The following is a 12,667-nucleotide window of genomic DNA, read 5'->3' as shown; positions in this document are numbered from 1 at the left end:
GCTCGAGTGATTCATGGCTAAGGAACTAGGCAAAATGGCCCTGTAACTTCGGGAGAAGGGGCGCCAGCTTCGGCTGGCCGCAGTGAAAAGGCCCAGGCGACTGTTTAACAAAAACACATGGCTTTGCGAAATCGAAAGATGATGTATAAGGCCTGACACCTGCCCGGTGCCGGAAGGTTAAGGGGGGGCGTTATTCCTTCGGGAAGAAGCGCTGAACTGAAGCCCCGGTAAACGGCGGCCGTAACTATAACGGTCCTAAGGTAGCGAAATTCCTTGTCGGGTAAGTTCCGACCTGCACGAATGGTGCAACGATCTGGGCACTGTCTCAGCCATGAGCTCGGTGAAATTGTAGTCGCGGTGAAGATGCCGCGTACCCGCAACGGGACGGAAAGACCCCATGAACCTTTACTATAGCTTCACATTGGTATTGGGTAAATGATGTGTAGGATAGCTGGGAGGCTTTGAAGCTGCGTCGCTAGGCGTGGTGGAGCCGTTGGTGAAATACCAGCCTTTATTTATCTGATGCCTAATCCCGCTCAGCGGGAGACATTGTGTGGTGGGTAGTTTGACTGGGGTGGTCGCCTCCAAAAGAGTAACGGAGGCTTTCAAAGGTACCCTCAGCACGTTTGGTAACCGTGCGTAGAGCGCAATAGCATAAGGGTGCTTGACTGTGAGGCCAACAAGCCGATCAGGTAGGAAACTAGGATATAGTGATCCGGTGGTTCCGTATGGAAGGGCCATCGCTCAAAGGATAAAAGGTACTCTGGGGATAACAGGCTGATCTCCCCCAAGAGCTCATATCGACGGGGAGGTTTGGCACCTCGATGTCGGCTCGTCACATCCTGGGGCTGGAGAAGGTCCCAAGGGTTGGGCTGTTCGCCCATTAAAGTGGCACGCGAGCTGGGTTCAGAACGTCGTGAGACAGTTCGGTCCCTATCTGTTGTGGGCGTAAGAAATTTGAGAGGCTCTGACTTTAGTACGAGAGGACCGAGTTGGACGAACCTCTGGTCTACCGGTTGTGGTGCCAACTGCACCGCCGGGTAGCTACGTTCGGTGAGGATAAGCGCTGAAAGCATCTAAGTGCGAAACCCTCCTCAAGATGAGATTTCTTTTAAAGGTCGTTATAGACGATGACGTTGATAGGCTACAGGTGTAAAGGCAGTAATGTCAAAGCTGAGTAGTACTAATTACCTGTAAACTTTCTATAACAGTGTTCTGCACGTTCTTTCTTTCACAATATTCATGTCAAGCAAGCGAAGCTTGCAGTACTGAGTAGTTAGTACTTAGTATTGAGACTTTAAAAAAATTAAATGAGTAGACAAAAGAGTCTAACATCTAGTTACTAAATACTAGATACTCATCAAGACTTTATGGTGATTATTGCGAGTGTGTCCACCTCTTCCCATTCCGAACAGAGCAGTTAAGCCACTCAGCGCCGATGGTACTACGGTAATACGCGGGAGAGTAGGTCGTCGCCAGTTTTTATCAAATAAACCCTGATTATTCATTTAGTCAGGGTTTTTTTATGCCCAAGAAATTGAAAGGCTACTACGGTAATACACGGCCGTATGCGCAGCAGAGAGTAGCGCCTCGACGATACAGTCGTCGCCAGGATGCGCACCCCAGTTTTATCAAAGCTCTTGCATCAATGATGTAAGCGTTTTATGGTGCAGGAAAAACAACGGGAAAGTGGTTTTATAAATTCGAAAAGACCCCAACACTGGATGCCTTGTAGTAGGAGACTAAGTAATACGCGTACTAATAGTGTCCACTCAACTCAAATTCTTCTTTCTCCGAGTCCAAAAGTTTACCTCCTTCGCATTTAAGTGTACGGTGCGGGTATTCAGTAATAAAGGTATGATTGTGTGTGGCCATAAGCACAGCCGTGCCACTTCTATTGATTTCTAAAAATAGATTGAAAATACCATCAGATACCTCTGGGTCGAGGTTGCCTGTGGGCTCGTCTGCTATAAGTATAGCTGGCTCGTTGATTAGCGCTCGGGCGATCACCACACGTTGTTGTTCGCCGCCTGACAATTGATGAGGCTGTTTGTCAGCTGCAGCACCTAGGCCTACCCGCATAAGCACTTCGGCCAATCTTGTTTTAATCTTTGATTTGTCTTTCCAGCCCGTCGCTTTCATAACAAAGACTAGATTTTCCGTTACAGTCCGGTCTGGGAATAACTGAAAATCCTGAAAAATGATACCAATTTTTCTTCGCAGGTATGGTACATCCTTTGACTTGATGTTTTTGATATTGAATCCTGCTACATCAGCTGTACCTTCTCTGAGGTCTAGGTCGGCATATAATGTTTTAAGCAAAGATGACTTACCACTACCGGTACGCCCTACCAAGAAGACGAATTCGCCTTTTTCGATTTTGAAACTGATAGAATTGAGTACGGCCTGATTTTCTTGATAGATGGTTGCTTCATTGACTTCTACCACAGGGTTCGAACTAAATTCCATCGTGTTTATATGTTTAAAGGTTGAATTTTTCCGAAAGGAAGCTGCTCAATTATCGCCTTGAGTTCTTCCTCTTTGCCCTCCAGACCATACTTGTCTAGTTTTTTTAAAGGGCGATCTGCCCGAAAATAGGCAATTAAAACGAAATCATCATCCCGTAGTTGGATGTAGTCCGGTATTTTGGCCTTTCCTTTTACTTTGATGATATGCATAGACTACGAGATGATGCTTTCAGTAGTTAGTTTCCTTTCTGGTGATCCGCTAAAAACTGAGCCAATCCGCTATCAGTCAAAGGATGTTTCAATAATCCAGTAATTACTTTTAAAGGACAAGTAGCTACGTCAGCGCCAATTTCAGCGCAATGGATCAAGTGCATGTTGTGTCTTACGGAAGCAGCTAATACCTCAGTGTCTAATTCAGGATAGTTGGCATAGATATGAACTATTTGTTCGATCAATTGCAAACCATCTGTTGATACATCGTCTAACCTTCCAATAAAAGGAGATACATAGGAAGCACCAGCTTTGGCTGCTAATAGAGCCTGTCCTGCATTAAAGATCAGGGTGCAATTCGTACGAATACCTTCACTACTTAAAGTCTTTATCGTTTTGATTCCGTCTTTGATCATCGGCACCTTTACAACAATTTTGTCATCGATTTTGGCAAGTTCGTGGGCTTCCTTTATCATGTTGTCATAGTCGGTTGCAATAACTTCGGCACTTACATTGTTGTCCACTATATCGCAGATTTTTTTGTAGTGCGCTAAGATGTTTGCTTGACCTGTGATGCCTTCTTTGGCCATCAATGAAGGATTCGTAGTCACGCCGTCCAAAACGCCTAAGTCATAAGCTTCTTGAATTTCGTCCAAGTTGGCCGTGTCGATGAAAAATTTCATATTTTCTGTTTTTTTAGTGTGAATGAAATTGCTAGTCCAACAAAATTATATAGAAAAGAATCAATGAATTAATGATTCACAGATTTAATAAAACAAGAAAGCTATCGTATGAATACGAGGCTATTTAATTAAAAGGTAAAAGATTGTTTTTGAAAAGAAAGGAAATAAAAATGGCAAACCTATATCGCACCGCTACAACTATTTACCCTTGCTGCCTTCCGGCCCTGGGGGAGTTCAATAGGAGCTGGTCGTATTGATTTGCCAATGCAAAATTAGAACGATTTTTTCCTAAAGCCAGACTTCCTTCAATTATTTTTTTAATTATTGGAAACCTATGCTTTGAGGTGTTGTCTTTTGCTTAAATATGTTTGAAATTTTTATTTAATAATGAATACGACTCACTTAACACTCGGACTACTGCTGCTTTCTGTTTCGACTTTTGGTCAGACCATTATACCTCAAAAATCAGATACAATTAATCAAAAAACTGAATTGCAATATTTTGGAGATGAGAAAAATGGTAGTGATACTGTCGGTGTAAATGATGAATTGGAAGAACCTATAAAAGTTGATACGGTAACGACGCAACCTGTGATTATTAAATATTATCAAGCAACGGAACCTTATCAACCAAAAGAAGAAAAACCAACAAAAAACAAGCATCAAATTAAAACCCTTACAGGTAAGATGAATCATAGTGGCGGATATGGGGCCGTAAGTTTTAAAACATTTGACTTCAAAAGCAAAACACTTGTAATGGCGGGTATTAGAGGTGCGTGGATCGTAAATAGAACATTAGCCATAGGAATTGACGCCTATGGGATAATTCCTACCACCAAATATCAAGATATTGACCCAGATGATGGATCAAAAGAAGTGCGTTTGCAAGGAGGATATGGAGGTTTAATGCTCGAGCCCATTTTCTTTTCCAATGAAGTGGTGCACATTACGTTTCCTGTATCGGGTGGTGCAGGTTGGTTAGGGTATGAAGATCCAGATCAAGAAGACTTCTGGAACAACAAAGATAATCTTGTCGATGAAGATGTGTTTTGGTATATCGAACCTGGTGCTAACTTGGAAGTCAACATTGCTAGAAACTTTAGAGTTGACTTAGGAGTCTCAAAAAGATTCACTCAAGATTTGCAATTAGTTAATACGAAGTCAAGTGAATTTGATGAAATCAATTACTACTTGACGCTTAAAATTGGTGGATTTTAATATAAGTGTTATTTAAGCTGAGTTTCAATATTTAATACCGACAATGTTTCATCCACATGGCGCCTTCCATTGAGCTGAGATTTAATGGTGTGCATGAGCTTTCCTTCCTTATCAAAAATAAAAGTTATTCGATCCTGAAGTAATCCAAATAGTTTTCTTCCAACACCAAATGACTTTTCTGCTTCTGAATTGACATCACTTAGCAATCTATATTCGAGATGAAACCGAGTGGCAAATTTTTTGTGTGAAGAGACACTGTCTTTGCTGATCCCAAAAACTTTAACTCCTGCACTCTTTAATTCGCCATAGTGCGCTTCAAATTCGCAAGCCTCAATGTTGCATACCGGTGTATTGTCTTTAGGGTAAAAAAATACTACCACGGGTTGGCCCACAAAATCTCTAAGTTTTATCCAAGCCCCGTCTTGGTCCGCCAGTGTTACATCTGGCAAATCATCTCCTATATTAAGTCCCATTGTTAAGTATTTATTAAAACCAAAATCTAATAAAAATTAATTAGAATTCATCACCAAAGTGGGCTAGGATAATTTCCTTCAGCTACATAACCTTGAATGGCCTCAGCTGCATATTTAGCATCTTCCTTGTAAGTTACCCCAAACCATTTGGCTCCGGAATGCAAAACCGAAACTTTAATCATTCCTTTTTTTATCATCTGATCAATGACAGTAGGGATTTGGTATTCATCTTTAGTTAGGTCTTTAGTAGTACTCAGGAAGTCCTTGAATTGATGCTTTAATTCATCAAATAGAATATTTTGAAAGCCCCAGAAATTCATGGATGCAAGTCCCTCAGTTATCTCAATACCTCCCTCTGATATAATCTTTCCATCTTTGGCTTCAATTTCATGTGTCTCTTTAATAGAACTCAGGAAACCACTATTATCACTAATAGATATGCCTCTGGACACTGTGCCGTTTGCGGATAGCGTATTTTCTAAATCATAACCAACCATACTGAAATTAGCTGGTGCGGTATGCGACTGAAGATAATTAGCCATGGTTTGGAAGGCATCCTTCCCATAGTAATCGTCGGCATTGATCATAGCAAAGCTACCTTCGATTAATTTGCAGGCACTCATGATGGCATGAGCCGTTCCCCAAGGTTTCAATCTTTTTGATTGAATTTCCGGGTGAATCATATCAGTGTATAAATCCTGATAGGCGTAAGATATTTTTTCTTTAGCACCTGTCATTTTATCAACAAGATCAAAAGTATCTTGTTCTACATCTTTGTTTATGACTAGGACTACATTTCCGAATCCATTGTTCAACGCATCATAGATGCTGTATTCCATAATGGTTTCTCCATGAGGGCCCATTGGAGCCACTTGTTTGGCTCCGCCAAATCTACTACCTCGACCGGCAGCAAGAATGAGTAAAGTGGGTTTCATTAATTTAAATTAGTGTATTGGATTAGCTAATAATTTGCAATTTAATATTACTCTGGAAATAGAGAAGCATCAATGTTAGGAATAACCTTCAGTGCATTTTTATAATAGAGTTTTTTCAACACTTCGTCATCCAAATCCAATCCGTACATTTTCCAAAAGGCATGGTATTTCTTATAATAAGGAAAATACTCATCGGCAGTTTCCAAGACTCGAAAGTAGGTGTAATATTGTTCTTTGTTATAGGAATCTTTCCCAAACATCACTCTGTCCTGGTATTTGGTTAAGAATGCCTTAGCAGCTCTGGGTTGGCGGCCCAGTTCGGCGATCACAGCGCCAATTTCAGAGTACATATTGGGGTATTTATCCATTAATTCGCCGAGTGTTTCGAGATCATTGGCAAACCACCCAAGGTGAGCATTAATAAATTTAGTATTTGGATGTTTTTCAAATACTCGATGTTGTTCTGCAATGATTTTTTCCCAGGACGCGGGGTTATTGGCATCTCTTTTTCGATTGGGCTTCACTTTTAGCTCTAGCCATCGTTCATTATTTTCGTCGTGCTCATCCCAAAAAGGTTTGGGGTCTGCAGAGTGAATAAGTACAGGAACTCCTAGTTCACCGCATTTGGCCCAAATAGGATCTAATCTAGTGTCGTCCACTGTAATTCGGTTTCCATTCTTGTCTCTATGTCTCAATCCTAAACTTTTATAGATTTTCAACCCATTTGCTCCTGCTTTGATGTCTGATTCGAGTTGTTTAACTGTGTTTTTAGTCCAATTTGGATCATCTATATTATCAAAAGAAATGTTTGTGAAAATGATATAACGATTAGGAGCATTCTCTTTTACATTTCTCATTACTCCGTCGAAATGCTCGTCGCTTCCTCTGCCTCTGCCACTCAGGTTGACCATTACTGCCATATTTAGGTCGTCCATATCTTGAAGTAATGGAGCAAGATCCTGAGTATTCATTCTGAATTGATGATTGTGTACATCAATAAAAGGATATTTCGCTTTAGTAATCACGTGTACTGGTACCACAAGAGTGGAAGGCGGGTCGTAAGCCTCAAAGTCCATTGATTGGGCAATAGCCGAAATTTTGTATAGACAAAGCAGTGTAACTAGTAATATTGTTGATTTCATAAAATTTTGTTTGGGGTTTGATGGTTTTGTAAACCAAAAAACGCTTGGAGAGTTGCGCAATAATAGAGTTAATTTTCGTTATTTTGTAAAATTACAATGTACCTATGCGAATTCTTACTTTATCCTTTCTAGGATTATTCTTTTTACTGGTTTCCAATGATACTGCGGCCCAATCTTCTAGAGAATCAGAGGTTAAAGCTGCTTCGTCGACTTCTTCCCAAATTTTCTCTACTAAAAAGAAAGGATCGAAAAAGGCGTATAATCAGCAATATGATCAAAGTATCAAAGATTATGAGAAACTAATGAAAGCGAACAAAAAAAAGTATCGCAAAATGGCTAAGGGAATGGAGAAGCCTCAATACTCTGATCCTACTTATTTTGGCCATAAAAAAAAGCCAAAAAAACGGCCTAAGGGTAAGCGAAAGTTTTGTGATGAATGTGGAATCGTCCACTAGCTTGGCTATATTTCTTCTGTGAATGCAGAACCAAATAACTTTATAGAACATACCAATCTTAAAACTGATCTTAGTGATCGAGATATAGATCAACTCATAAAAGAGGCCAAGAGATTCAAGTTTAGAGGCATTTGCATCCCCCCTTTCTGGGTAAAAAAGGCCAGTAGAGAATTGATGAATACAGATATTCAATTGGTTACCGTAGTGGGTTTCCCATTAGGATATCAGCGCACGGAATCTAAAATCAAAGAAATTGAACTAGCCATTCAAGATGGAGCTGATGAATTGGATTTGGTGATGAATATCTCGGCTTTCAAATCCGGGATGAATTGGCCGAAAATTGAAATGGCAAAGGCGGCCAAACTGGCACACGAAAACAATAAGCTACTTAAAGTTATAGTGGAAACTGCTCTACTATCCACTGAAGAATTGGCTAATGTTTGTAAAATAGTCTCAGATGCTGGTGTCGATTTTATAAAAACATCCACCGGTTTATCTTCTAGAGGAGCTAGTATGCAAGACATTATCACGATGAAAGAGAATGTTTCAAATCAAGTGGGTATAAAAGCTTCAGGTGGAATAAAAACATTAGCCGAACTAAAGAGTCTCGTAAAAGCGGGGGCTGATCGAATTGGCACCTCATCTGGAGTATCCATCATGAAAGAGTTCCAAAATGAGTAATATGATTGGTTGTTCAATATTAGTGTCTGGCAAAGTACAAGGTGTTTTTTATCGAGCTTCTACGGCTGAAGAAGCAAAGAGATTAGGTGTCACTGGTTGGGTGAAAAATTTGCCTTCAGGGGAGGTGCTAATAGAAGCTTTTGGCATACAAGAACAAGTAGAAGCACTTGCTGCTTGGTGTAAACAAGGACCTCCATTGTCTGAAGTGAACAAAGTGACAGTTCAGGAAATTTCGTTTAGAGAAGAGTCTTCTTTCCGAGTAGTTTACCTTTAACTTAAGAAGCTTTCTTGAGCATTCTTTCTTTTAGCACCACTCTTTTTACGCCATTTCTTTTCAGGATTTTTATCTCAAAGTAGTCATTAATGAATCCTTTTACAGCGTTTCTCACAAAGGTGAGGTTTTTCTTATTCTCATTGAAAACTGTGAGTTGTAATATGCCTTTGATGACACTAGGGTTTTCGGTTAGATCGTTAACCCATCGTTTGAATGTCTCACCCCATTCTTCCTTATACTTTTCTTCATGAGACTTGCCATCCCAGATAATTTCAAGCTGATTGTCGCCATATTTGTATCTATACGCTACACAAAGGTTTTCATAAATACCCTCTAACTCTTCAATGTTATCAAATTGATAATCTAAGATTTGCTGAAAAGTGTCATCGACGAGTCCCAAGGGATTAAAATGGATACTGTATTTGTGAATAGTCATTTCCACCAAACGACGAGCAAGATCAGAGAATATTTGATCTTGTGCTGTTTTGAGAAGAATGTTTTTATCCTTTTCAAAATTTTGTAAAAATGTAACCTGGTTGATATCCTGATTCAAAATGTATGCTTTATTAACAAGTTATGCACAAAAGTAGATAGGAAACGCCGTATTTGAAAGGTAATGATTTGATAATAAAATATGATTTACTCAGATGTTCCAGATTTGGTAAACTTGCAATAAAAAAGAGGTGTGAACGAAGGATATTTAAATTATTCTAGCGGAAAGTCACATTGCTTAACTAAATAAACTATTTTTATTAGAGTAACTCAATACTCAAGAAACCCATTATTAACTAATTCTATTCTCAATTATGAAGCAGAAAAATTTTCTTTCCAGCATAATTCTGACTTTTAGCTTGTTGCTAAGTTGTCAAGTGCTATTGGCTCAAGGTGTAACTACTTCCGGTATGAACGGTAAGGTGGTTGACGATAAGGGAGCTGAACTTCCAGGAGCTACAGTTATTGCAATTCATGCACCTACAAGTTCTAAATATGGTGCCGTAACGGATGCCAATGGTTTTTATAGAATTCCAAATATGAAGGCTGGTGGGCCATACAACCTGACCGTTTCATTTATTGGATTTGAAAACTATTCAAAAGAAGGTGTTTATTTAACACTAGGCCAAACCTTTAAAATGGATGCTACTCTATCTTCTGGCGCGACTGAGCTACAAGAAGTAGTTGTCACAGCATCTGAAGGTGAAATATTTGATGGAAATAGAACAGGTGCTGAAACTACAGTCTCTACCAGGGAGCTAATGTCTATGCCAAATGCCTCGAGGTCATTGAATGATTTTACTAGACTGACACCGCAAGCTTCATTTACAGGAAATGGAGGTATTTCTATTGCGGGAACTAACAATAGGTACAATTCTATCTTTATAGATGGAGCGATGAGCAATGATGTTTTTGGATTAGCAGGCAATGGACAAAATGGAGGTCAATTAAATGGCTTATCTCTTATTAGTGTAGATGCTATGGAGCAAATACAAGTAGCTGTCTCTCCTTACGATGTAACTCAAAGTGGATTTACAGGGGGTAGTATTAGTGCTGTAACCAGAAGTGGAACCAATGAATTCGAAGGATCTGCTTACTACTTTTTGCGGAATCAGAGTCTTGCAGGTAAGACGCCAGGGTTTTTAGAAGTAGATGGTGAGGACAGAAAGAGGTTAGATGACTTTACTGCGAAGACATATGGTGCCAGATTAGGAGGCCCTATAATTAAGGATAAATTATTCTTTTTCGTGAATGCAGAAATGCAAAAAGATGAAACGCCGCAGCCATTTAATTTTTCAAATTATACGGGAAGTGTAACTCAAGGTGAATTGGATGCTTTCATTTCTCAATTGAATGCTTATGGATACGATCCGGGAAGTTATGAGAATGTGGTTCAAAAACTAGAAGCGGAAAAATTCTTGGTGAAGCTTGATTGGAATATCAATGACAAGCACAAACTTACATTGAGACATAGTTATAATAATGGTGAGAGTTTCTCTCCAAGCAATTCGAACTCTTCAAGAATTAGATTTGCTAATAGCGGTGTGTTCTTTCCATCAAAAACTAATTCTTCTGCTCTGGAACTGAATAGTAGCTTTGGAGACAAATCCAATAAATTGGTAATAGGTAGAACGAGCGTTAGGGACAACAGAGACCCTCTAGGTGCTAGATTTCCATACGTAGATATTAGTTCTGGTGATGTAGAAGCAGGAAGTGAGCAGTTTTCAACTGCAAACCTATTGGAACAGGATATTTGGACCTTGACAGACAATTTTAATATTTATAAAGGGAAGCATACAATTACTATCGGAACACATAATGAATTCTATGACATTAATAATGTATTTATTAGACAGAATTTTGGAGCCTATAGATTTGATGATATCGCTGGTTTCTTAGCGAATAGTCCAACTCAGTATGATAGAAGTTATTCATTGGTTGATGATGTGACAGGAGATGGAACGTCTGCTGCTGCTGCATTCAAAGCGATGCAAATTGGCTTCTACGTTCAAGACGAAATCCAGGTTAATGATCAATTACGTTTGACAGGAGGGATCAGAGTGGATATTCCATTTTTCTTAGATGACCCTGCAAAAACTGTTGATTGGGAGAATACAAAGGCAGCCATCGAAAATTTTGGCAATGACTTGAAAGGTGCGGAATCTGGAAAAGCACCTGGCGCTCAATTGTTAGTCGCACCAAGAATTGGATTCAATTATGATGTGAAAGGTGATCAAACTACCCAAGTGAGAGGTGGAATTGGAGTATTCACGAGTAGAATTCCATTTGTATGGCCAGGAGGTATGTACAATAATAATGGAGTTTCTGTTGGAGGAACTCGTCAATTCCCTCCAGCACTTACTGGCTTTAATCCTGATCCCGATAATCAACCAACGCTTGGAGATTTTGGAGGAACAGATGCAACTCCACAAGGACAGTTGGATTTGTTTGCAAATGATTTTAAATACCCACAGGTGTTTAGAACAAGTATAGCTGTTGACCAGAAGTTGCCTTGGGGTATGATCGGAACTGTTGAGGTGATCTATACTAAAACACTAAACAATATTTTCTATCAAAATGTTAACCTCAAACCTTCTGTAGAAAGCTTTGGAGGGGCAGATAAACGACCAATCTTTGATAGAGGGGACGAAATTGATGCTCGTTACACTAGAATTATAGTTGGTTCTAATACAAGTGAGGGAAGTACTGCGAATATCACGCTTTCATTAACAAAGCCTTGGGAAAATGGATTGACGGCGGGTCTTTCTTATAACTACGGTACTGCTCAAGCTATATTCGAAGGTACATCTTCTCAAAACTCATCACAATGGAGAGGAGTTTATTCTCTAGAAGGAAGAAACAATGCGACCGTAGGTAGATCTGATTTTGATGCTGGACATAGAATTAATTTGAACATGTCTTATAGAAAAGAATATGCAGGCTTTATGGCTTCCACAGTTTCTTTATTCTATAATGGGCAGTCAGGAAGAGTATTCTCTTATACTTATGATAGTGATATTTCTAATGAAGATTCAAGAGAAAGGGCGCTGATTTTTGTTCCAGCCAATGAAAGTCAAATTGTCTTAGTTGACAACGGTAACATGACTGCAGCTGAGCAATGGACAGCCTTGGATGCATACATTTCAAATGATGACTATTTGAAAAATAGAAGAGGTAGGTATGCAGAGAAAAATGAAGTAAGAACTCCATTTGAGAGCATTGTAGATTTGAAATTTATGCAAGATTTCTATTTGGAAATGGCTAATGGAAAAAGAAATACTCTTCAGATTACTTTTGATATATTCAATTTTAGCAACTTCCTTAATAAGGATTGGGGTAGGAGATATAATGCACCTAATGGTAGTGGCACTTCTTTAGAATTGCTAAACTATGAAGGCAATATCACTCAAGGGGGACAGACTATTCCTACCTTCTCATTTGACGGTGCGTCTAAAAAAGAAGACATGTTAACTAAGGATGATTCGGGTCTTGTAAGTTCAAGATGGCAAATGCAACTTGGTGTGAGGTACATCTTTGGTAACTAAGTGATTAAAGAATTAAAAAACAACAGATTAAACCTTCCTGAGCAATCGGGAAGGTTTTTTTATGCCCATTTATAAAGTTTCATTTTATTAA

Annotated in this window: 12 protein-coding genes, 2 rRNA genes and 1 other RNA gene (1 of these 15 cut by a window edge); 7 read left to right on the top strand and 8 right to left on the bottom strand. The window is 39.3% G+C overall.

Annotation, left to right across the window (positions count from 1 at the left end; genetic code table 11):
• A 23S ribosomal RNA gene (locus ACOQO5_RS01815) occupies nt 1-1,207 on the top strand; it begins 1,676 nt to the left of the window's first position.
• 162 nt (nt 1,208-1,369) lie between these two features.
• Nucleotides 1,370-1,481: ribosomal RNA gene (gene rrf / locus ACOQO5_RS01810) — 5S ribosomal RNA — on the top strand.
• 277 nt (nt 1,482-1,758) lie between these two features.
• Here the strand turns inward: rrf and ACOQO5_RS01805 are convergent.
• From ACOQO5_RS01805 to ffs, 4 genes are all read right to left on the bottom strand, one after another.
• Nucleotides 1,759-2,469: a cell division ATP-binding protein FtsE gene (locus tag ACOQO5_RS01805; RefSeq protein WP_420579969.1), complete on the bottom strand. Its 711-nt coding sequence runs from the start codon at nt 2,467-2,469 to the stop codon at nt 1,759-1,761.
• 5 nt (nt 2,470-2,474) lie between these two features.
• Nucleotides 2,475-2,678 carry a fructose-6-phosphate aldolase gene (locus ACOQO5_RS01800; protein WP_420579968.1) on the bottom strand — a complete coding sequence of 68 codons (204 nt, stop codon included), beginning with the start codon at nt 2,676-2,678 and terminating at the stop codon, nt 2,475-2,477.
• Nucleotides 2,679-2,704: 26 nt separating this feature from the next.
• Nucleotides 2,705-3,361 (bottom strand): fructose-6-phosphate aldolase, encoded by a 657-nt coding sequence (gene fsa / locus ACOQO5_RS01795; protein ID WP_420579967.1) that lies wholly within the window; start codon nt 3,359-3,361, stop codon nt 2,705-2,707.
• A 167-nt stretch (nt 3,362-3,528) separates the two neighbouring features.
• An RNA gene (ffs, locus tag ACOQO5_RS01790) (signal recognition particle sRNA small type) lies at nt 3,529-3,626 on the bottom strand.
• A 122-nt stretch (nt 3,627-3,748) separates the two neighbouring features.
• On the opposite strand from ffs, the gene ACOQO5_RS01785 reads away from it, so the two are divergent.
• On the top strand, nt 3,749-4,579 hold the full coding sequence (locus ACOQO5_RS01785) for a hypothetical protein (RefSeq protein ID WP_420579966.1): 831 nt from the start codon (nt 3,749-3,751) through the stop codon (nt 4,577-4,579).
• Nucleotides 4,580-4,587: 8 nt separating this feature from the next.
• Here ACOQO5_RS01785 and ACOQO5_RS01780 read toward each other — a convergent pair whose 3' ends face one another.
• Genes ACOQO5_RS01780 through ACOQO5_RS01770 form a run of 3 tightly spaced genes read right to left on the bottom strand, consistent with a single transcriptional unit; the run spans nt 4,588 to nt 7,129 of the window.
• Entirely contained in the window at nt 4,588-5,052 is a 465-nt protein-coding gene (locus ACOQO5_RS01780; RefSeq protein ID WP_420579965.1) for a peroxiredoxin, read from the bottom strand.
• A gap of 50 nt (nt 5,053-5,102) precedes the next feature.
• Nucleotides 5,103-5,987, bottom strand: a complete 885-nt coding sequence (locus ACOQO5_RS01775) for a nucleotidyltransferase family protein (RefSeq protein ID WP_420579964.1) — start codon at nt 5,985-5,987, stop codon at nt 5,103-5,105.
• A gap of 47 nt (nt 5,988-6,034) precedes the next feature.
• Nucleotides 6,035-7,129: an amidohydrolase family protein gene (locus tag ACOQO5_RS01770; protein ID WP_420579963.1), complete on the bottom strand. Its 1,095-nt coding sequence runs from the start codon at nt 7,127-7,129 to the stop codon at nt 6,035-6,037.
• A gap of 104 nt (nt 7,130-7,233) precedes the next feature.
• Between ACOQO5_RS01770 and ACOQO5_RS01765 the strand changes: the two genes are divergently transcribed.
• Genes ACOQO5_RS01765 through ACOQO5_RS01755 form a run of 3 tightly spaced genes read left to right on the top strand, consistent with a single transcriptional unit; the run spans nt 7,234 to nt 8,539 of the window.
• A complete protein-coding gene (locus ACOQO5_RS01765; RefSeq protein WP_420579962.1) occupies nt 7,234-7,584 on the top strand; it encodes a hypothetical protein in 351 nt (116 codons plus the stop codon).
• Nucleotides 7,585-7,602: 18 nt separating this feature from the next.
• Complete coding sequence (gene deoC / locus ACOQO5_RS01760; RefSeq protein WP_420579961.1) at nt 7,603-8,265, top strand: deoxyribose-phosphate aldolase; 663 nt, start codon at nt 7,603-7,605, stop codon at nt 8,263-8,265.
• A 1-nt stretch (nt 8,266) separates the two neighbouring features.
• Nucleotides 8,267-8,539, top strand: a complete 273-nt coding sequence (locus ACOQO5_RS01755) for an acylphosphatase (RefSeq protein ID WP_420579960.1) — start codon at nt 8,267-8,269, stop codon at nt 8,537-8,539.
• Between the two features lies 1 nt (nt 8,540).
• Here the strand turns inward: ACOQO5_RS01755 and ACOQO5_RS01750 are convergent, their stop codons facing one another.
• Nucleotides 8,541-9,092, bottom strand: a complete 552-nt coding sequence (locus ACOQO5_RS01750) for a hypothetical protein (protein ID WP_420579959.1) — start codon at nt 9,090-9,092, stop codon at nt 8,541-8,543.
• Nucleotides 9,093-9,345: 253 nt separating this feature from the next.
• Here ACOQO5_RS01750 and ACOQO5_RS01745 point away from each other — a divergent pair, with 253 nt between their 5' ends.
• A complete protein-coding gene (locus tag ACOQO5_RS01745; protein ID WP_420579958.1) occupies nt 9,346-12,576 on the top strand; it encodes a TonB-dependent receptor in 3,231 nt (1,076 codons plus the stop codon).
• Nucleotides 12,577-12,667 lie beyond the last annotated feature (91 nt).

The sequence above is a fragment of the Reichenbachiella sp. genome (assembly GCF_965223055.1).
GTDB lineage: Bacteria > Bacteroidota > Bacteroidia > Cytophagales > Cyclobacteriaceae > Reichenbachiella.
The sequence above is the reverse complement of the archived record's forward strand: the minus strand, read 5'-3'. Positions and strand labels throughout refer to the sequence as shown.

Coding starts and splice junctions, on each gene's coding strand:
- ACOQO5_RS01780 (WP_420579965.1), bottom strand. CDS start 5,052: ATGGGACTTAATATAGGAGATGATTTGCCAGATGTAACACTGGCGGAC.
- ACOQO5_RS01745 (WP_420579958.1), top strand. CDS start 9,346: ATGAAGCAGAAAAATTTTCTTTCCAGCATAATTCTGACTTTTAGCTTG.
- fsa (WP_420579967.1), bottom strand. CDS start 3,361: ATGAAATTTTTCATCGACACGGCCAACTTGGACGAAATTCAAGAAGCT.
- ACOQO5_RS01770 (WP_420579963.1), bottom strand. CDS start 7,129: ATGAAATCAACAATATTACTAGTTACACTGCTTTGTCTATACAAAATT.
- ACOQO5_RS01800 (WP_420579968.1), bottom strand. CDS start 2,678: ATGCATATCATCAAAGTAAAAGGAAAGGCCAAAATACCGGACTACATC.
- ACOQO5_RS01785 (WP_420579966.1), top strand. CDS start 3,749: ATGAATACGACTCACTTAACACTCGGACTACTGCTGCTTTCTGTTTCG.
- ACOQO5_RS01765 (WP_420579962.1), top strand. CDS start 7,234: ATGCGAATTCTTACTTTATCCTTTCTAGGATTATTCTTTTTACTGGTT.
- ACOQO5_RS01805 (WP_420579969.1), bottom strand. CDS start 2,469: ATGGAATTTAGTTCGAACCCTGTGGTAGAAGTCAATGAAGCAACCATC.
- ACOQO5_RS01755 (WP_420579960.1), top strand. CDS start 8,267: ATGATTGGTTGTTCAATATTAGTGTCTGGCAAAGTACAAGGTGTTTTT.
- ACOQO5_RS01775 (WP_420579964.1), bottom strand. CDS start 5,987: ATGAAACCCACTTTACTCATTCTTGCTGCCGGTCGAGGTAGTAGATTT.